Raw genomic sequence first — 19,244 nt, 5'->3', positions numbered from 1 at the left:
GGTAACGGCTGACTACGGATGCCGGATCAGAGGGTCAGCTGGGGAGGGGGTGTTGGGGGTGACGGGTGACCGGTGGCGCCGGAATTCCCGGGTGTCGCGATGGCCTGGGCATCGGAGGCCGGCACCGGAATTGGGGAACGGGTCACGACCATCGTGTCGAGCGCGGTGGCGCATTCCACATGGCGGCGGCACTCGACCGGCGGGCAATGAGGACATTCCGGGGCCGAGTCGGTATTTTCCGATCCGTGGTCGTGGTGCCCCGGGGCCGATTGGGTCGGTTCGGGACGGCAATGCGCCATGGCTTTCTTGGGCAACGCACCGAGCGCCACCCCAAGAACCGCCATCGCGAAACCGAGCCGTCCAATGACTGAACCCATACCCGAAGCGTAACCATCCAGTTGCTACCTGGCAAACGCCGATTTCTCCGGAGAGGTTCCGATGCGGCTCAGTCGTACAACAGTGTTCTGGATCATAGCGGTGGCCTTCGTGGCGCTTTTGGCCTACACGAGCGTCAAGCCCCAGCAGTTGACCTGCGAGGTCTGCATGACCTTCGACGGCGGCGACCGGTGCGCCAAAGCCTCGGGCCCGACGCCGGCGGCCGCCACGGAAACCGCGACGACCACGGCCTGTGGCGTCCTGGCCCGTGGCATGGACGGCACGATTGCCTGCGGCCGGACCCCGCCCCGGTCGGTTACCTGCAGCGGCGGCTGACCCGGTGACCTTCACCGCGGTGGCCGCCATGACCGACCTGGTAGCGCGGTCGGTGGCGTTGGGTATCGTCGCCCTGTCGGGGGTGGTCTGGCTGACCCACTGGGGGGTCCGGCAGCGGCGAATCGGCCCGTTCACGCCCTGGTCAAAAACCGTTCGCCACCTCTCGGACCCCGTGCTTCGTCCGCTGGAGAAGCAATTGGTCTGGCGGGGGGCCAACCCGCAGGACGCCAGCCTCTGGCTCCTGGGCCTGTCGGTCCTGGTCGGCTTGGTCTTGGTGTCCTTGGTTCGCTGGATCCTCGGCTTCGTGCTCGGGGCCATCGCGCTGAGCCAAGCTCCTCCCCGGGTCTGGGCAGGGGTCGCGGTGAGCTCGGCGTTCGGCCTGGTCATGATGGCCATCTTCGTCCGGTATCTCATCAGTTGGTTCGGGGTGCCGCCCACGGTCCGGTGGCTCCGCCCGCTGGTCTGGCTCACCGACTGGATCCTCGTGCCGATCCGCCGGGTCCTGCCCCCGTTCGGCATCATCGACGCCAGTCCGATCGCGGCCTACTTTGCCCTCCACCTGCTCCGAGGGTTAGTTATGTCGGTCCTCTTCCGGGCATGAACCCGATTACCGCGACGGCTCACGGGGTTCGGCTGGTCATCCATGTCCAGCCTCGCGCCTCCAAAACCGAGGTGGTTGGACGGCACGGAGACGCCATCAAGCTCCGGATCTCGGCCCCACCCGTCGATCGGGCAGCCAATGCCGCAGTGGTCCGGTTCTTAGCCGACGCGCTCCGGATCCCGAGCCGGCAAGTCCATTTAATACATGGAGATACGAGCCGACGGAAGACCGTCGAGGCCCTCGGAATCTCGGTGGCCAATGCCACGGCCGCGCTCGGAGTTGAGACAACAACTCGCTAAGACGCTCGCCCGGGGCGTCAGGTCTGCCTCCGGGCTCATTTTTTGATGGGAACGACGCCACGATGGCTACGACCGCCCTAAAACACCGCCGAACCGCCCGAATCGCCAAACTCAAGCATCTGCTCGCCGAACGGGTGGTGGTGTTCGACGGCGGCTACGGGACCATGATCCAGCAGCACCGGCTCTCCGAAGCGGAGTACCGGGGCACCCGGTTTGCCGACTGGCCGAGCGACCTCAAGGGCAACAACGATCTCCTCTGCCTGACCAAGCCGGACGTAATCGTCGGGATCCACCGAGCCTATTTCGAGGCCGGTGCCGACATCGTCGAGACCAACACCTTCAACGCCAACGCCATCTCCCTCGCCGACTACGGGATGCAGGCTCTGGCCCACGAACTCAACCTGGCCGGGGCCCGGATGCTCCGGAACCTGGCCGATGAACTCGAAGCCCAGGATGGCCGCCCCCGGATCGTGGCCGGCTCGATCGGTCCGGCCAACCGAACCGCCTCGCTCTCGCCCGACGTCAATGACCCATCCGCCCGGAACGTGACGTTCGACGAGTTAGCGGCCGCCTACGGCGAACAGGTCGACGGCCTCCTCGATGGCGGCGTCGACCTGCTCTTGGTCGAGACCATCTTCGACACCCTGAACGCCAAGGCCGCGATCTATGCCATCAAGGACCGGTTCGCCGCCCGCGGCGAGTCGGTCCCGATTTGGATTTCAGGCACCATTACCGATGCCAGCGGCCGGACTCTCTCCGGCCAGGTGACCGAGGCGTTCTTCGCCTCGATTGCCCACGCCGAACCGCTGATCGTGGGACTCAACTGCGCGTTAGGCGCCCCGGCGCTCCGCCAGTACGTCCATGAGCTGGCCCGGATCGCCCCGATGTACATGAGCACCTACCCGAACGCCGGCCTGCCGAACGAATTCGGCGAGTATGACGACACGCCCGCGTTCATGGCGGAAACGCTCGGCGAGTTCGCCCGGAGCGGACTGATTAACGTCGTCGGCGGCTGTTGCGGGACCCGCCCCGACCACATCGCGGCCATCGCCGGGGCGGTGCGAGGCGTGACGCCCCGGCGGCCGGCCACGCCGCCCGTGGCGCTCCGGCTGGCCGGCCTCGAACCGGTGGCCATTGGCCCCGACGCGCTCTTCGTCAACATCGGCGAGCGGACCAACGTCACCGGGTCGCGGAAATTCGCCAAGCTGATCATCGACGGCCGCTACGAGGAAGGGCTCGAAGTGGCCCGCCAGCAAGTCGAGAACGGCGCCCAGATCATCGACGTCAACATGGACGAGGGCATGCTCGACTCGGCCGCCGCGATGACCAAGTTCCTCCGGTTGGTGGCCTCAGAGCCGGGCATTGCCCGGGTCCCGATCATGATCGACTCCTCGAAATGGTCGGTCATCGAGGCCGGACTCCAGAACGTCCAGGGCAAGAGCGTGGTCAACTCGATCAGCCTCAAGGAGGGCGAGGCCGAGTTCCTCCGCCAAGCCACGCTGGTTCGTCGCTACGGGGCGGCGGTCATCGTGATGGCGTTCGATGAACAGGGCCAGGCCGACACCGCCGATCGGAAAGTGGCCATTTGCGAACGGGCCTACCGGCTCCTGACCGAACAGGTCGGCTTTCCGGCCGAGGACATCATCTTCGACCCGAACGTCTTCGCGATTGCCACCGGGATCGAGGAGCACAACAACTACGCGGTCGACTTCATCGAAGCTACCCGCCGGATCAAGGCCTCCCTGCCCCATGCCCAGATCAGCGGCGGGGTCAGCAACGTGTCGTTCTCGTTCCGGGGCAACGACCCGATCCGCGAAGCCATCCACGCGGTGTTCCTCTACCACGCGATCCAGGCCGGGATGGACATGGGCATCGTCAACGCCGGCGGCCTCCCGGTCTACGACGACATTCCGAAGGATCTGCTCGAGCGAATCGAAGACGTGGTCCTGAACCGCCGGCCCGATGCCACCGAGCGACTGGTGGCCGTGGCCGACACGGCCAGAGGCCAAGCCGTCGGCCAGGTCAAGGACCTCACCTGGCGCTCACTCCCGGTCGAGGAGCGCCTGGCCCACGCCCTGGTCGAAGGGATTGCCGACTACATCGACGAGGACACCGAAGAAGCCCGGCTCCGAGCCGCTCGGCCGATCGAGGTGATCGAAGGCCCGTTGATGAACGGGATGAACGTCGTCGGCGATCTGTTCGGCGCCGGGAAAATGTTCCTGCCGCAGGTCGTCAAGAGCGCCCGGGTCATGAAAAAGGCCGTGGCCCATCTGATTCCATACATCGAGGCCGAGAAATCAGAGGGTCAGCGAGCCCGGGGCCGGGTCTTGATGGCCACGGTCAAAGGCGACGTCCACGACATCGGCAAGAACATCGTCGGCGTGGTCCTGCAGTGCAACAATTTCGAGGTCATCGATCTCGGCGTCATGGTACCCGTGGCCAAGATCCTCGAAACCGCCAGGCGCGAAGGGGTCGACCTGATCGGGTTGTCAGGCCTGATCACGCCGTCGCTCGAGGAAATGACCGTCGTCGCCACCGAAATGGAGCGCCAGGGTTTCACGATCCCGCTCCTGATCGGGGGCGCGACGACGTCCCGGGCCCATACGGCGGTCAAGATCGCCCCGTGCTATTCGAAGCCGGTGATCCACGTCCTCGACGCCTCCCGGGCGGTCGGGGTGGCGGGAAGTCTCCTGAGCGACACGCTCAAGACCGAACTGGTGCGCCAGGTCGGCGCGGAATATGCGGCCATTCGGACCGACCGAGCCAACCGGACCACCACCGAGCGGCGGGTGACGATTGCGGACGCCCGGGCCAACCGGCAAACCCTCGACCTCAGCATCGGCGTCCCCACGCCCGACTTCCTCGGCGTGCGCGCCTTCGACAACTACCCGCTGGCCGAGTTGGTTGAATGGATTGACTGGACCCCGTTTTTCCAGACCTGGGAACTGGCCGGCCATTACCCGGCCATCCTCACCGATCCGGTGGTCGGAAAGGCCGCCCGCGATCTGTTCGATGAGGCCCGGACCCTGCTCGACCGGATCGTCTCCGACCAGCTCCTCCGGGCCAACGCGGTGGTCGGTTTCTTCCCGGCCAACGCCATGGGTGACGACATCGTGCTCTACGGCGACCCCACCCAAACCCGGACCGTCGGCCGGATTCACACCCTCCGGCAGCAACACGTTAAGAGCGGCGGCAAACCGAATTTGGCGCTGGCCGATTTTGTGGCCCCGGCCGCGAGCGGCGTCTTGGACTATGTCGGTGCCTTTGCGGTCACGACCGGCATCGGCCTCGACACCTTGACGGCGGAGTTCGAACGGGATCACGACGATTACCGGAGTATCATGGCCAAGGCCCTGGCCGACCGGTTGGCCGAGGCCTTGGCCGAACGGATGCACGCCCGGGTCCGGCGGGAGTTCTGGGGCTACGCGCCGAACGAGTCGTTGGCCAACGACGACCTCATCAAAGAGCGGTATCAGGGCATTCGGCCGGCGCCCGGCTATCCGGCCTGTCCCGATCACACCGAGAAGGGGTTGCTCTTCTCGCTTCTGGACGCCTCCCGCCTGGCGGGCATTGAGCTGACCGAGAACTACGCCATGACCCCGACGGCCGCGGTGAGCGGCTACTACTTCTGGCGTCCGGAGTCCCGGTATTTCGGGGTTGGTAAGGTCCAGAAGGACCAAGTCGAGGACTACGCCGCCCGCAAGGAGTGGTCGGCCGTCGAGGCCGAGCGCTGGCTGGCACCCAATCTCGGCTACGATCGACGTTAGGCGTTACTCCCTGGCTTGGGAGGTATCGGCCAACTTGCGAAGGATTTCTTCGTAGTAGGGCTTTTCTCGGAGGCTCGCCCGGGAGCCCGGGAAATACATCAGGCTGAGGCTGGCCCCCGCCTGATTCATATCGGTCAGCACGACCGCAACTCGCTGATCGTTCGAGAGCCGGATGTTGTCGATCATCGGCGTGGTGAAGAAGCCCACGTCGAACTCGACGTTGTACCGGCCCACCGCGGAGGCCAGCACCCCGGGTTGCGCCACTGTCTCGACTTCGAGTCCGATGTGGAGTTCCCGTTGCGCGGTATCGGCCCGGAACAGGGTCAGCCGGAATCGGCGCTCGATCCCGTCGAGACCGAGCTTGACGTCCTCCAACTGTTCGGTCCGAAGACCGTCGATCAGACTATCACTCAGAATCACGGTCCAGTCGAACCGCCTGCCACCCGCCTCCAGCACGACGATTTGCTTCCGGGCCACTTCCCGGGCCAACTCGCTGACCCGGCTTTCATAGTGCCTCCGGTCGATGGCCGCCAACGGGGCGGCCGCGATCTCGCGCCGGAGGTGCTTGAAGAGCGGCTGGAGGTTCAAGGCTTCATGAAAGTTCTGAGCCAGAAGTTCCATCTTCAGGAGCTTCGACTCGAAGGAGGTCGAGTGGCTGTCAAAAAAGGATCCGATGATCGACTGGAACATCTCCTTCCGGAGGGTGGCCTCGGATTCCTCCCGGCGGGTCATCAGCTCCGAATAGAGCCGGAGCTTGGCCTCACTGCTTTGCTGCCGGTCGAGGGCCCGGGAACCGATCAGGCCCAAACTCGCGACCGCGAGCGCGGTAAAGAGACCGCCGAGCGGTGACAGCACGATCTGGAGCTTATCCCAAAAGTCTTTGTGATCCCGAATCTCCGGCTCGGCCATCGATCAGACCCGCTTCAGGATGTACTTGCCGTCCTTCAATTCCAACACGAGGCGATAGCGGGACGGCTTGTCGAAGACGACGATGTAAACGGACGCTGTCTGTTTGTCGTGAGCCACCGTCACCGTGCACTTACCGCTTCCCTTGACGGTCAGCCGGAACCTCCCCAACGAGTCGGTCACTCCGGCGGCGCTCTGGTCACCGCACTTAAGGTCGATCTTGGCTGCGCCCAGGTACTTGTCCCCCAAACGGACATCACCCGAGATCTCGCCGAGGGCCGGCGCGGTCAGGGCCGAAAGAACGACCATCAGGCTGTACATGAATGATCCCGGTTCGAGTGCCGGTGAAATTTACTCCGTCCGGCGCCGGTTTGCCGCCGCCCTTTGAAAAGACCTGCCGGACAGGATGAAAGGGATGGACAGGATACCCGCCTCCGCTCCCTGCGAGTCTCCCTTGGCCGTGCTCTCCTGTTCATCCTGTCCATCCTGTCGCTGTTCGTCACTCGAACGCCGCCAACGCAAGCGGGGGCGGCCACTGGCCGCCAACGCTCGGTTACCCGCCCAACGACGTCGCGATCAGGACTTGGTCGCGTCGCAGTCGGTCGCTTTGTAGTTCGGGTTGTTATCCTCGGTCTGGGGCACGATGAGGCTGCCCTGGTTGCCGCGGGTCAAGTTGTCCTTGTGGTACACCCCGGTCGGGAACGTCGCCGTGATGGCCCGCCCATACTGGCGGACCAGCCGGCGCAGATCGCCGACCCGATGGGCCGTCGCGAAGAGGGTGAACGCCCGCTCCCGGAACATCAGATCGACCCGGGCCGCCGGCGTAACCGGATCGGCAAGAGGCGCCATCTGATAGGTGGCCCGGACTTCATTCATCTTCGACAGCCAAGTGCCGATGTTGCTGGCTTGCAGGGCAGCTTCGGCCTCGATCAGCCGCGCCTCCCGGCCGCTCGCGTTGACGATTGGACTGCCAAACGAATCATACGGCAAGAACTGAAAGTGCGGGGTCTTGCTGTCGAACCGCGACGGGCCGGCGAAGTGCACCTGCACGCGGGGATCATCGGCCGTGGCAAAATTGAGCCCGTTGCCGCCCTCCCGATCCGACACCGACAGGTAGTCGAAGTCGAATATGAACGCCTTCATGTTGTTGTTGGTTCGAAGATCCGCGGTGGAGAACAAAGCCTGATACGTGTAACCGGTCGGAACCGCCGCGACTGCCGCGGCCGCGGTCGCGAATTGGGCGTTGTTCAACAAGGCGCGACCCCGGAGTACCGCAATCAGATTGACGATCTTGGGATCATTGCCCGTGGTCGTCGCCGCGCTGGTCAGGAGATCGACGGCCGCCTGGAAGAGCTGGGTGGTGCTTGACGGATTACCGAAGACCTCCGGCGGTCCGAAGTCGCTGAGAGGAGCGCCGGAACAATAGTGTTCCCCAACCCAGATGGTCGCCAGTGCCGACAGGGCCTTCATCTCGCCAATTCGCTTGTCGGCTGGGTTCGCCGATGTCAATGCGGCTGCAGCCTTTTGGGGGGCGATCCGGCCGCGATGGAGGTTGAGGTAGATAACCTGGGAGAACGAATTCTCGACCTTGAGGGCCCCAAGGTCGAACTGCCGGACTTCCGGGGGGGTACCGCCGAAGCGGAACTCATCACTGAAGAGGCTCGAAGCCAGCATCACCCCCCCGAAGGTGCCTTGAGCGTATGCCATGTCGCCGATGGCACCGTTATAGAGGGCCGTCGCACCAAGGGCCCCGGTCAACTTGCTGGGATCGATGATGTCGGGCCGATCGACCTGGAGCAGGGTGTCGGTTGAACAGGCGGTGGCGCTGACGGCAACCGCCGCCACCGTCAGGGCACTACGAAGTCGGATCATCATCGTCGTCATCGGGTGAGTCGTAGTCGACTGAGTCATGGGTAGCCGGCTCCTAGTAGGTGAGTTGGAGACGGAACGTGATGAACCGGGGCTGGCCGGGCTGGACAAAGTTGTAGTTCGGCCCGTCGCCCGAACCGCCAGCCTGGGTGTTGATCTCCGAGTCCCAGCCGCCGAAGTTCGGCAGATAGTGGAGCAGATTCCGGCCGGTAAGGGTCGCCACCACGTTGGACGATCCCACGGCCCGGGCCCACTTCGACGGCAGGGTGAAGGCAACGTTCGCCTCCTTGAGCCGGACGAAGGAGGCATCCTCGGCCCAGTCTCCGAAGACCCCGCCGACCGACCGGGCCTGATTGAACAGGGAAGTTTTCGGATCGGTCAGGTACTGGCAGTTCTGGACGAAGAGGCACTGGAACATCGTGCTCACTTCGAGTGACTTGAAGCCGCCCTTGTATTCGACCTGCCCGCCGATCCGGAGCTTGCCCCTGAAGAGCGACAAGTTGGTGTTCAAACTGGCGGTCCGAGCCGGGATCGTCGCGCCCAGGAACGCCGCCGTGTCCGTGACAGTGACTTCGCTCGGATCGATGAAGCCGTCGCCGTTCGCATCGGAATACGAGTCGATCTTCGGCCACCAACCGCCGAAAAGCGGATAGCCGGGCCGCTGCTGGTATCCAAACCCGGTGATCGGGGGCACCCCTTCACCGAGGGCCACGAGCCGGTTGCGGTTACCCGCCAACTCGAGCTGCACGTCCCACTGCAGGCTCGACTTGTCGAGGACCCGAGCCGAGATCGAAACTTCGATCCCCTCGTTCTTCACCTCGCCGACGTTGTCGGTCCGCGCCCCGACCGAACCCAACGATCCCGGCAGCAGCCGCTGGACCAGCGCGTCAGTAGTGTTCTTCCGGTACACCGTGGCTTCGAGAGTAATCCGATTCCGGAAGAACCCGGCGTCAAAGCCGGCCTCGATCTCCTTCGACCGTTCCGGTCGCAGGTTATTATTGCCCAGCCCGGCCAGGAAACTCGCCAGGTTGCCGAGGCTCACGCCTGGAGCCGACCCACCGAATACGGCATTCGTGGTGCCGGTGTAGTACTGGATGGCATCGAGCGCGCCGGGCTGCTGGCCCGACGCGCCATACGCCGCCCGCATCCGGAACGAACTCACCAGCCCGGCGTCACGGGGTTCCATCACGACGAAGGACCCGCCGATCTTCGGATAGGTCGCCGAGCGACTATTCCGGCCGAACGAACTGTTCTGGTCGACCCGAACCGCCCCGGTCAAGAAGAGCCGGTCATCCAAGCTGAACTGCTGTTCGACGTAGGTCCCGAAGGTCACGCTCCTGACGGTCAATTCACTCGCCGTCTTGTTCGCCGCGCCGGTAAAGGTTTCGGCGCCGGGCGCCAACACTTGGCCGAGGTTGAGCGACGCGGTCAGGTTGTCCTTCCCGTACTGGCCGCCGACCGAGGTCTTCGAACCGATCCGTTTGGTCAGCTTGAAGGTCGCCGTGCCGCCCAAGTCGGCTGAATACTTGTAGCTCTGGAACCGGTTCAGGGTCCGAACGCCGTCGCCGTTGCCGCAGAAGGGGCAGGATTCGCCGTTCCGGGCCAACTCCTGGTCCTCATAACCGATATAGTCGAGCCCAACAGTGGCGCGGGTCGCCAGCCAGTTGAGCGGCCTGAAGTTGAGGTTGGCGCTCTGAATGAAGTGGTTGGACTTCCGATAAGTACTGTTGGAAAAACCGTACGCCGGCCGGGCAAAGCCGAACGGGCTCGCGGCCGCCGGATCGGCGGTGCCGTAGGTGGCGGTGGCGAAGACGCCTTCCAAGTTGTCGCCGGTTTGCGGGATCAAGTTGTCGTTGTTGACGAACCCAGTATTCACCGCCACATCAGCCTTGCTCGACAGCGCAACCAACAGGTTGCCGCGGAGGTTGATCTTCCGAAGGCTATTGGGTTCGAGCTGATTGGCCGGAAAGACCGCGTCGGCCCCGCGCAACGTCTTGAGGAAGGCGATTTCCGAGGTCGGCATCTTGAACATGCCCCGCTGGTCCTCGAATTCCGCGCCGACGAAATACCGGGCCGCGTCGGTCCCGCCGTTGATCTGGACGCCGTACTGGGACCGATAGGCCGCCTTGAGCGGGGAGGTCTCGGGATCCCGCAGAATATCCTTGCTGAAGAGCCCGGCGATGGTACACTGACGGAGCGCCTGCTGGAAGGGGAAGCACTGCCCCGGCGCGCCCTGCCTCTTGGAGTACCAGACCGAGAGGTAGTTGTTCTTGTCCTCGACCAGCCCGTGTTCGGTATAGACATTCCACTTCGCCGGCCCGGCCTTGCCCCGTTTGGTCGTGATCCGGATGACCCCGTTGGCCGCTTGGGTCCCATAGAGGGTGGACGCCGACGGACCCTTGACGACTTCGATGGTCTCGATGTCCTCGGGGTTGATGTCGTTCAAGAACGAGGGCGAGCCCCCGCCGGCGTAGCTGCTCAACGGTACGCCCCGCTCGGTAACCCGAATCCCGTCGACATAGAGGAGCGGATCGTTGCTGAGCGACGCGGAGCTGATGCCTCGTATCCGGATTCGGGAGCCGCTGCCGGCCACGCCGTCGTTCTGGATGACCGTGACGCCGGCAATTCGGCCGTTCAGCACCGTGCTCAAGTCCGGGGTCTGGGCCTGGTTCACCAACTGAGTGGCCTCGATGGTGGCCACCGTGTTGCCCAACTCACGCTTGAACTGTTCCCCGGTGGCCGTGACGACGATTTGCTCGAGCTGGAAGGGAACCGGCTTGAGCGACCAGTCGACCGCCGTCGGCTGCCCGGCCGCGACCGTGACCGCCTTCTGCTGGGCGCCGTACCCAAGCATCACGATCCGGAGGGTGTACCCACCAGCCGACACGCTCCGGATCTGGTAGATGCCCTGGGGGTTCGAAATCGCGAACTGCTGACGTCCGATGACTTGGATCCGGGCGCCGGCAAGCCCGGCACCAGTCGCGTCGTCGGTCACCTTGCCTGTGATGGTCCCGGCCTGCGCCGCCGCCGTCGATGCCACGGCGAAGACCGCCAGCGCCGAAAGGGCCAGGCCCTTCCACTGCTTCAACATCCAGATGCTCATGACGTCCTCATTTTACGGTACTTGGGACAGGAACTCTGACACTGACACCGAGGCTCGAAAACGCCGCGACGGCTGGGAACAAATTCTATCGATCTATTGGGCTTTGGATCTCAAATTGAATGCTAAGGTCGAAACACCAAAGTAGCAAATCGGGCCACCGTCCGACCGTCCTGCTTTGCATGGCCTGTGCCGTCTTCGACGGGCCAGAAAATGCCTTTTAACCCCCTCAAATGAGGGCTTCCGGTCCAACTTCATGACGAGACGACACAACCACCACTTCAGATCGCGTGTCGGGGTGACACGCCCGACTACCGCGGAGGAATCGTCGGCCGAAGGAATTTCACCAAAAGCGAGTCGATTACCGGCACCCGTTCCATATGAGGCAAGTGACCGGCGCATCGAGACGATCGGAATAGCCCCGCCCAGAGGTGTCGTAGCAAGCGACTCGGAACCCCGCCGCCGGCGTCACGTGGTCCCCGTCTGTTCGACCACCTTCACCAGCTCGCCGAGGAAGTAGACCCACCCGAACGCCCAGAAGACCCGGTAGTGTTCGAGCCACTGTTCCACCTCCCGCAGTGGTTCGGGCGCCAGCGAATACATCCGCGACCGCCCCACCCGCCGCTCGCGGACCAACCCGGCCGGCCGGAGGATCCGGAGGTGCTTCGAGACCGCCGGCCGGCTGACCGGAAAGAGGGCCACGATTTCGCCGGCCGGACGCTCCTTGATTCGGAGGGAATCGAGAATGGCCCGACGAGTCGGATCGGCGATGGCACCGAAGACCGGATGTTCTTTAGTAACCGTATGGTTACATAATGAGCGCCAGGCTGGATTTGGCAACCCCGCGGCTGCGGATTAGCTTGGTTGCATAGCGGTTCGTGGTGATTTGCGCTGATTGCGGCCACGTTAAACAAACGCTAAAACGTCGCCCGGGGCCGTTTTAGCCTCGGGATTTTTTGTTGGGGAAAGGACCATCGTCATGCCGACCCTGCACGAGTTGATCGCCGACGGCAAAGTCCACGTCTTCGACGGCGCCATGGGCACGATGCTTTATGGCCGCGGCGTCTTCGTGAACGTCTGCTTCGACGAGCTCGCCATCCGGCGGCCGGATCTGGTCCGCGATATCCACCGGGAATACGTTCGGGCCGGCGCCGAAGTGATCGAGACCAACACCTTCGGCGCCAACCAGTTCAAGCTGGCGCACTATGGGTTGGGCGACGAGACCGAGCGGATCAACACGGCGGCCGCCCGGATCGCCAAGGAAGCCGCCGGGACCCAAGCTGCCGTGGTCGGCGCCATCGGCCCGCTCGGCGTCCGGCTCGAACCGTTCGGCGAGTTGTCGCTGGCCGATGCCCGAGCGGCCTTTGGGCGCCAAGCCCGCGGGTTGGTCGAGGGCGGGGTCGACGGGTTCATCCTGGAGACCTTCGCGGACCTGAACGAAATCAGGGCCGCCCTCGAAGCGGTTCGGGGCGTCAGCGACCTGCCGATCATCGCCCAGATGACGGTGGGCGAGGACGGGTTGACGGCCTATGGCACGGCGCCGGAGACCTTTGGACCCGCGTTGGTGGCGGCGGGCGCCGACGTGGTGGGAGTCAACTGCTCGGTCGGCCCCCAGACGATCCTCGAAGTCGTCGAGCGGCTGGCCGCCGTGGTCCAGGTGCCGGTCAGCGCCCAGCCTAACGCCGGCCTGCCCCGGGAAGTGGCCGACCGGAAGATCTACATGGCGAGCCCGGAGTACGTCGCGGAATACGCCCGGCGGATGGTCGAGGCCGGCGCCCGGTTCGTCGGCGGGTGCTGCGGCACCACGCCTGATCACACCAAAGCCATGAAGTCGTACGTGAGGTCGGTGGCGCCGCGGCATGTCAACGTGGTGTCCCCCACGGAGAACACCCCGGCCGGCGCCGACCCGATTCCGCTCGGCCAGCGGTCCCGGTACGGCGGCAAGTTGGCCCGGGGCGAGTTCATTACGACCGTGGAGATCGTCCCGCCCCGGGGCACCGACCCGGCCCCGATGTTCGACCAGTGCCGAGCCCTCAAAGCAGCCGGGGTCGACGCGGTCAACGTACCAGACGGGCCCCGGGCCCAAAGCCGGATGGGGGCACTCCTCTCGGGTTTGATGATCGAACGGGAAGTCGGGATCGAAACGGTCGTTCACTACGCCTGCCGCGACCGCAATCTGTTAGGCATGCTGTCCGACCTGTTAGGCGCCGCGGCGGCCGGACTCCGGAATCTGCTCTTGGTCACCGGTGATCCGCCCAAGATGGGGCCCTACCCCGACGCGACGGCGGTGTTCGACATCGACAGCATCGGGCTCACCAACTTGGTGGCGCAGCTCAATCGGGGCCTCGATCCCGGCCGGAATCCGTTGGGCAAACCGACCAGCTTCGTCATTGGCGTCGGCTGCAATCCGGCCACCGTCGATCCGGAACGGGAACTCCGCCGCCTGGCCTGGAAGGTCGAGGCGGGAGCCGAATTCGCGATTACCCAGCCGGTGTTCGATGTGGCCCAACTGGACCGGTTCCTGAAGCAGGTTGAGTCATTCAAGATCCCGATCATCGCCGGGATCTGGCCGTTGGTGTCACTCCGGAATGCCGAGTTCCTGGCCAACGAAGTCCCCGGCGTCACCGTCCCGGAGTCGGTCCTGACACGGATGCGGATCGCGAGCGATAAGGGGAAGGAAGCGGCGCTGGCGGAGGGGGTGTTGATTGGCCGGGAAATGCTGGCGGCCGTGCGCGATCGGGTCCAAGGGGCCCAGGTGTCGGCACCGCTCGGGCGGGTGCCGGTGGTGCTCGATGTCCTGGCCGGAAGCCGGGTCGGGTAATGGTATCAGGGCCTGAACCCCGTTCCCGTGTCGGCTGGGTCGAGAGGAGGGCAGCGATGCGCTATTTCGGAATCCTGGTGACCCTGACGGCCGCGGCGGCCTGCCAGGACGCCTTCGATCCGGTACCCAACGGCAAGCAACTCAGTATCATCGACGCCGGCTCAGGGGCCGGGTTTCCGTCGGGGATCGTGGTCCCGGACACCGTGGCCGCCGGCCTGGTCACGGTGCGGTACCACAGTTACGGAAGCTCCAGTTGCAACCGCCCCGACGGCGAAGACGTCACCACCGCCGGAGCCGTGGTGACGATCGTCGCATACGACAAGTTCGTGTCCCCCACCATCGCCTGCACCGACGACTTCGGGGTGTTTCTCCGCGATGTCTTGGTTTCGCTCGAACCCGACACGGTCGAACTCCGGGTCCGGGGCAAGCGCCTTCGCGCTGATTCCGCGACCATCGAACTCCACAAAACGGTGGTGGTGAAGTAACCGGGGCCGGCTATTTGCCGGCCAACGACGATGCCGTTTCCACCAGCCGGATAAACTCGGCCCGATACCCTTCCTCATCGGGCCCCCGGGCGCCTCGGGCCGCCGCCAACACACTCGGGAACGTCGCCCGGCCCGTGTGCTCCGAGTCCCGGAACAACATCCCGAACGAGGCCACGGCCGAGACAAACCGGAAGTCGATTGAGGGTGCCCCGGTTTCGGCCCGCACGACCCGTTCGAACAGCCGGCTGGTGCGCCCTTGGGGCGGCTGGTACCGGAGCTTGACCGTAAACCAGTCGCCCGAGCCGGTGGTCCGGGGCCGTTCCTGATAGCGGAGCGGATCCACGGTGCCAGCGTCCCCGCCCTCGGCGCCGTCAACCGGCACGATCTCATACAACGCGGTCACCGAATGGCCGGCCCCCATCTCGCCGGCGTCCTTGGTATCGTCGTTGAAATCGCGATCGGCCAGCAACCGATTCTCGTAGCCCACCAGCCGGTAGGACTTGACCCGCGCCGGATTGAACTCGACCTGGAACTTCACGTCCTTGGCTATGGTGAAGAGCGTCGCACCGAGTTCCTGGACGAACACCTTCTTGGCCTCGAGCAGGTCATCGACGTAGGCGTAGTGGCCGTTTCCCTTGTCGGCGAGTTGCTCCATTTTCGAAGCCTTGAGATTGCCGGTGCCGAAACCGAGGACGGCGAGGAATACGCCGTCCTGGCGCCGCTCCTCGATCATCCGGATCAGTCCGCCATCGCTCGAGACGCCGACGTTGAAATCACCGTCGGTGGCGAGGATGATCCGGTTGTTGCCCTCGGACTGGAAGTGGTCCCGGGCCACCTGGTAGGCCAACTGGATCCCGGCCCCACCCGCGGTGGAGCCGCCGGCTTCGAGCCGGTCGAGGGCCTCGAGAATCCGGGTCTTTTGATTGCCCAGGGTGGGTGGAAGGACCAGGCCCGCGGCGCCGACGTAGACCACGATCGCCACCCGGTCTTCATCCCGGAGTCCATTGACCAAGAGCCGGAAGGCCGACTTGAGCAGCGGCAACTTGTCGGGCGAGCTCATCGACCCGCTCACCTCGATCAAGGACACTAGATTGTTGGGGGGCAGCTCGCCTAACGACATCCGCTGGCCCTGGAGGCCGATCAGCGCCAACCGGTGGGCGGGGTTCCACGGCGCCCGGCCCAGCTCCGCTGTGACGGAGAGCAGGTGGTCGCCGCGGGGGTTGGGATAGTCATAGTGGAAGTAGTGGATCATCTCTTCGACCCGGACGGCATCCCTGGGGGCAGGGTCCCCTCCCGGAGGAACCGGCGGACGTTGCCGTAGCTCACGGCATCGACGTCGATCGAAAAGGTCGAGAGAGGCTGGCGGCTGGGGGATTGCCACTGATTCTCGTCCCGGTGACCGTATTCTTCGGCATTGAACTGGGCGGATCGGTACATGATCAACGATGGCTGGCCGGAGGCAACGTTGACCTTGCGGAGCGCTTCCTGGGTCGGCATCGCGCCCACCGCCCGTTCGTCCTTCGCTTCCGGACCCGGGCTCCCAACCAGGGTCAGGATAAAATCGGCGGTCACGGTCTGGCCGGCTCGGACGACAATCTCTCGGTCCGCTGGTACAAATCCGACATAGGCGACCCTCACCCGGACCGGGCCGGCCGGTACGGCGGTGACGGTGTACCGGCCGTTCCGATCAGTCAGGGTCCGGAGTGCGGTCCCATCGACCGTCACGATGGCGCCGGTGAGCGCTCCGCCGCCGATGCCGGTCTCCCGCACGGTCCCTTGAACCGTGCCGGTTTGCGCCGTTATGAGGATGTCTTTCGGAAAACCTAGGATCAGTCCGGCCAGCATGGCCAGGGTGGGGTTTCGCATCGAATACTCCTGTGTCATTGGGTCCGGGAGATGCGCCGCCCCGATACCCATGCACACGGTCACCCGGATGCCCTTCAAAACCGGCGGCGTCTGGATATCTTGAGGCCAACGACGAACCTCTACGCCTGGGGACACCATGTCCGAGACCCTAACGACCGCCGCGCCGCTCTCAGTCCTGTCCGAGGAAGAGCAGCTCTTCCGCCAAACCGTCCGCGATTTCGCCGAAACCGAAGTGAAGCCGCACGTGATGGAGATGGACGAGGCCGCCAAGTTCAATCCCGACTTGATCACGAGGTTCTTTGACCTCGGCCTGATGGGCATCGAGGTGCCCGAGTCGTTGGGCGGCGCGGGCGGCTCGATCTTTCTGGCCACCCTGGCGATCGAGGAACTCGCCCGGGTCGACGCCTCCGCCGCCATCTACGTCGACGTGCAAAACACGCTCGTCAACAACGCCCTGGCGCGATGGGGCACCGACGAGCAAAAGCAGCGACTGTTTCCCCGCATGACCACCAGCCTGCTGGGCGCCTATGCCTTGTCGGAGCCGGCCAGCGGCAGCGACGCCTTCGCGCTCCAATGCAAGGCGGAGTTGAAGGGCGATCACTGGGAGCTCACCGGCCGAAAGTTCTGGATCACGAACGGGGATGAGGCGGGGATCTTCATCGTGTTCGCCAACGCCGACTTTTCGAAGGGGTACAAGGGCATCACCGCCTTCCTGATCGAACGCGATTTCCCTGGGTTCTCCGTTGGCAAGAAGGAGAAGAAGCTCGGCATTCGGGCCTCGAGCACCACCGAACTGATCCTCGAGAACTGCCGGGTGCCGCTCACCAACGTGCTCGGACCAGTCGGGCTCGGATATAAGGTGGCGATCGAGACGCTCAACGAGGGCCGGATCGGGATCGGAGCCCAGATGATCGGGATCGGACAAGGCGCCCTCGATTGTTGCGTTGCCTACATCAGGGAGCGGAAGCAGTTTGGCCGGGCCATTGCCGATTTCCAGGGCGTGCAGTTTCAGATTGCCCAGATGAAAGTTGAACTCGAAGCCAGCCGGCTGATGGTGTATAACGCCGCCCGTCTCAAAGATGCCGGACAGCCGTTCATTGAAGAGGCCGCGATGGCCAAGCTCTTCAGCGCTCAGGCCACCAACCGGTTGGCCGGCCAAGTGCTCGACTTGTTTGGCGGATATGGCTACTCGAAGGAGTACCCCGCGGAGAAGTTCTACCGAGACGCCAAAATTGGCACGATTTACGAGGGTACCAGCAACATGCAGTTGCAGACCATCGCCAAGGCCATGCTGAAGTAACGAGGAGTTCGATGGCACGAGGTATGTCGCGGGCTCTGCTGTCTCTGACACTGATTGGGGCCGCCGCATCGAACGCGGCGGCCCAAATGTCGATCGACAGCACCCTGAGTCTCCAGCAGCAGCTAGAGACCTGGTTCCGCGATGCTTCCCGGAGGGCTCCAGGCACCTGGGGCATCGCAATTGCCGACAATCAAGGTCGTTTGCTGTGGGGCGTTCAACCCACCCGGACGCTGATTCCCGCCTCGACCGTCAAGCTGTTCACAACTGGATTTGCCCGTAGTGTCCTCGGCAGTGACGCCCGCAAAACGACCCGCGTGGTCGGCACCGGCGCGGTCGATCCAGCCACGGGAGTGTGGAACGGCAGCTGGGCGCTGGAGCTCAACGGCGATCCAACCCTCGAGCATCGAGGGCCGGAAGTCACCAGTTTGACCGATCTCGCCACCCAACTCGCCGCCCGGGGCATTCGGCGGTTGACCGGGCCACTCACAGTGACGAGCGCCCTCGGGCGCGCCGAAGCAGCATTCCCATCCACCTGGTCGGTCCGGCACCGAGGGCGGCTCTTCGCACCGCTGGTCGGCAATCTGACCATCCACGACAATGTCGTCGTCGCGTCCCTCGCGCCCGGAAGCCGGGTGGGCCGGCCGGTTCAGTTGGTCGGCACCGCGCCGGCCGGAGTCGGCCAGCTGTTCACGATCACCGCCAAGACCACCAAGGGACGCCGCTCCCGGCTTCGCATCGAACCGCAGGCCAACGGGCGGTATCTCGTGGCGGGAACGTTAGGAATCAGTGCCCGGCCCCGTTCGATTACCCGGGTGGCCTCCGATACCCGGACCCTGCTGGAGGCCGTGTGGTCCGCGGCGCTTACCGATGCCGGGATCGAATGGACCACCACCCCGGGCCTGATCGGCCGCACCGTCCCCGCAACCGGCGTTATGGCCGAAGTCCACTCGCCAGTGTTGGACTCGATCGCCAGTGAGATCAACCGGCGGAGCCTCAACTTGGGGGCCGAGCTCCTGCTCAAGTGGGCCGGCGGCGGCGACCCGACCCCGGCTGATCGCCTCACCGCCCACGTCCAGCAAATCACCGGTGAATACAGCGGAGTTCGACTGGTCGACGGCAGCGGCTTGTCCGACCTGAACCGGGTTTCCCCGTACACGTTTGTGTCCTATCTGGCTCGGTTTCCGTTGGCGCCCGGCGGCCGGAACTTCCCGATGCTGCTGCCTCCGAACGGTTCAGGAACGCTCTACCGGCTCGCCAGCGGGCTTCCACAGCGCGGCGTGGTCCGGGCCAAGACCGGGACCCTCGGCAATGTCTCCACGCTGGTCGGCTATCTGGGCCGGCCTGATGGGGTCCTCTTGATTTCGCTGATGTACAACGGCGGGCGGGTGGCGGCGGCCCGACAGGCCCAGTGGCGGCTGTTCCGGACGCTGGGCGCCGAAGGCATCGTCATTCCGGCGGATTCCCTGGACGTCGACGGCCGACTGGGTGGCGACGGACCTCCGTAAACCGGCGCTGGCGC

The 19,244-nt window shown here is 64.7% G+C and carries 14 protein-coding genes, 1 pseudogene and 1 riboswitch; of the genes and pseudogenes, 8 read left to right on the top strand and 7 right to left on the bottom strand.

The genetic code is table 11. The annotated features are described in order from the left end of the window. Positions 1 to 26 precede the first annotated feature (26 nt). A complete protein-coding gene (locus EXR94_10750; protein MSR03196.1) occupies positions 27 to 377 on the bottom strand; it encodes a hypothetical protein in 351 nt (116 codons plus the stop codon). Between the two features lie 61 nt (positions 378 to 438). On the opposite strand from EXR94_10750, the gene EXR94_10745 reads away from it, so the two are divergent. The 4 genes from EXR94_10745 to metH all read left to right on the top strand — a co-directional run bounded on the left by EXR94_10745 (position 439) and on the right by metH (position 5,378). Next, entirely contained in the window at positions 439 to 711 is a 273-nt protein-coding gene (locus EXR94_10745) for a hypothetical protein (protein ID MSR03195.1), read from the top strand. A gap of 4 nt (positions 712 to 715) precedes the next feature. Beyond that, positions 716 to 1,312, top strand: coding sequence for a YggT family protein (locus EXR94_10740; protein ID MSR03194.1), 597 nt, complete (start codon positions 716 to 718; stop codon positions 1,310 to 1,312). After that, positions 1,309 to 1,611, top strand: a complete 303-nt coding sequence (locus tag EXR94_10735; GenBank protein ID MSR03193.1) for a DUF167 domain-containing protein — start codon at positions 1,309 to 1,311, stop codon at positions 1,609 to 1,611. Before EXR94_10740 ends, EXR94_10735 begins: the two co-directional genes overlap by 4 nt. A 62-nt stretch (positions 1,612 to 1,673) precedes the next feature. After that, positions 1,674 to 5,378, top strand: a complete 3,705-nt coding sequence (gene metH / locus EXR94_10730; protein ID MSR03192.1) for a methionine synthase — start codon at positions 1,674 to 1,676, stop codon at positions 5,376 to 5,378. 3 nt (positions 5,379 to 5,381) lie between these two features. Here metH and EXR94_10725 read toward each other — a convergent pair whose 3' ends face one another. From EXR94_10725 to EXR94_10705, 5 genes are all read right to left on the bottom strand, one after another. Next, the gene (locus EXR94_10725; protein MSR03191.1) at positions 5,382 to 6,287 is read right to left on the bottom strand and encodes a hypothetical protein; all 906 of its coding nucleotides are present in this window, start codon (positions 6,285 to 6,287) and stop codon (positions 5,382 to 5,384) included. A 3-nt stretch (positions 6,288 to 6,290) separates the two neighbouring features. Beyond that, complete coding sequence (locus EXR94_10720) at positions 6,291 to 6,605, bottom strand: hypothetical protein (protein MSR03190.1); 315 nt, start codon at positions 6,603 to 6,605, stop codon at positions 6,291 to 6,293. A 255-nt stretch (positions 6,606 to 6,860) separates the two neighbouring features. Then, the gene (locus EXR94_10715) at positions 6,861 to 8,195 is read right to left on the bottom strand and encodes a hypothetical protein (GenBank protein MSR03189.1); all 1,335 of its coding nucleotides are present in this window, start codon (positions 8,193 to 8,195) and stop codon (positions 6,861 to 6,863) included. 13 nt (positions 8,196 to 8,208) lie between these two features. Next, positions 8,209 to 11,256, bottom strand: coding sequence for a SusC/RagA family TonB-linked outer membrane protein (locus tag EXR94_10710; protein MSR03188.1), 3,048 nt, complete (start codon positions 11,254 to 11,256; stop codon positions 8,209 to 8,211). Positions 11,257 to 11,721: 465 nt separating this feature from the next. Further along, positions 11,722 to 12,093 carry an ArsR family transcriptional regulator gene (locus EXR94_10705; protein ID MSR03187.1) on the bottom strand — a complete coding sequence of 124 codons (372 nt, stop codon included), beginning with the start codon at positions 12,091 to 12,093 and terminating at the stop codon, positions 11,722 to 11,724. A gap of 28 nt (positions 12,094 to 12,121) precedes the next feature. Further along, positions 12,122 to 12,197, top strand: a riboswitch (SAM riboswitch). Between the two features lie 35 nt (positions 12,198 to 12,232). On the opposite strand from EXR94_10705, the gene EXR94_10700 reads away from it, so the two are divergent. Further along, positions 12,233 to 14,074: a bifunctional homocysteine S-methyltransferase/methylenetetrahydrofolate reductase gene (locus tag EXR94_10700; GenBank protein MSR03186.1), complete on the top strand. Its 1,842-nt coding sequence runs from the start codon at positions 12,233 to 12,235 to the stop codon at positions 14,072 to 14,074. Between the two features lie 56 nt (positions 14,075 to 14,130). Beyond that, positions 14,131 to 14,559 carry a hypothetical protein gene (locus EXR94_10695; protein ID MSR03185.1) on the top strand — a complete coding sequence of 143 codons (429 nt, stop codon included), beginning with the start codon at positions 14,131 to 14,133 and terminating at the stop codon, positions 14,557 to 14,559. Between the two features lie 10 nt (positions 14,560 to 14,569). Here the strand turns inward: EXR94_10695 and EXR94_10690 are convergent. Then, positions 14,570 to 16,404: pseudogene (locus EXR94_10690) on the bottom strand (DUF3520 domain-containing protein). A 157-nt stretch (positions 16,405 to 16,561) separates the two neighbouring features. Here EXR94_10690 and EXR94_10685 point away from each other — a divergent pair. After that, on the top strand, positions 16,562 to 17,725 hold the full coding sequence (locus EXR94_10685) for an acyl-CoA dehydrogenase (GenBank protein ID MSR03184.1): 1,164 nt from the start codon (positions 16,562 to 16,564) through the stop codon (positions 17,723 to 17,725). An 11-nt stretch (positions 17,726 to 17,736) separates the two neighbouring features. Beyond that, positions 17,737 to 19,230, top strand: a complete 1,494-nt coding sequence (gene dacB, locus EXR94_10680; GenBank protein ID MSR03183.1) for a D-alanyl-D-alanine carboxypeptidase/D-alanyl-D-alanine-endopeptidase — start codon at positions 17,737 to 17,739, stop codon at positions 19,228 to 19,230. Positions 19,231 to 19,244 lie beyond the last annotated feature (14 nt).

Source organism: Gemmatimonadota bacterium, from assembly GCA_009692115.1.
GTDB lineage: Bacteria > Gemmatimonadota > Gemmatimonadetes > Gemmatimonadales > GWC2-71-9 > SHZU01.
The sequence above is the reverse complement of the archived record's forward strand: the minus strand, read 5'-3'. Positions and strand labels throughout refer to the sequence as shown.

What these genes read in the sequence shown, in the direction of transcription:
- EXR94_10725 (MSR03191.1), bottom strand. Translation starts at nt 6,287, where the DNA reads ATGGCCGAGCCGGAGATTCGGGATCACAAAGACTTTTGGGATAAGCTC.
- EXR94_10700 (MSR03186.1), top strand. Translation starts at nt 12,233, where the DNA reads ATGCCGACCCTGCACGAGTTGATCGCCGACGGCAAAGTCCACGTCTTC.
- EXR94_10750 (MSR03196.1), bottom strand. Translation starts at nt 377, where the DNA reads ATGGGTTCAGTCATTGGACGGCTCGGTTTCGCGATGGCGGTTCTTGGG.
- EXR94_10735 (MSR03193.1), top strand. Translation starts at nt 1,309, where the DNA reads ATGAACCCGATTACCGCGACGGCTCACGGGGTTCGGCTGGTCATCCAT.
- EXR94_10710 (MSR03188.1), bottom strand. Translation starts at nt 11,256, where the DNA reads ATGAGCATCTGGATGTTGAAGCAGTGGAAGGGCCTGGCCCTTTCGGCG.
- EXR94_10715 (MSR03189.1), bottom strand. Translation starts at nt 8,195, where the DNA reads ATGACTCAGTCGACTACGACTCACCCGATGACGACGATGATGATCCGA.
- EXR94_10685 (MSR03184.1), top strand. Translation starts at nt 16,562, where the DNA reads ATGTCCGAGACCCTAACGACCGCCGCGCCGCTCTCAGTCCTGTCCGAG.
- EXR94_10695 (MSR03185.1), top strand. Translation starts at nt 14,131, where the DNA reads ATGCGCTATTTCGGAATCCTGGTGACCCTGACGGCCGCGGCGGCCTGC.
- EXR94_10745 (MSR03195.1), top strand. Translation starts at nt 439, where the DNA reads ATGCGGCTCAGTCGTACAACAGTGTTCTGGATCATAGCGGTGGCCTTC.
- dacB (MSR03183.1), top strand. Translation starts at nt 17,737, where the DNA reads ATGGCACGAGGTATGTCGCGGGCTCTGCTGTCTCTGACACTGATTGGG.
- metH (MSR03192.1), top strand. Translation starts at nt 1,674, where the DNA reads ATGGCTACGACCGCCCTAAAACACCGCCGAACCGCCCGAATCGCCAAA.
- EXR94_10720 (MSR03190.1), bottom strand. Translation starts at nt 6,605, where the DNA reads ATGTACAGCCTGATGGTCGTTCTTTCGGCCCTGACCGCGCCGGCCCTC.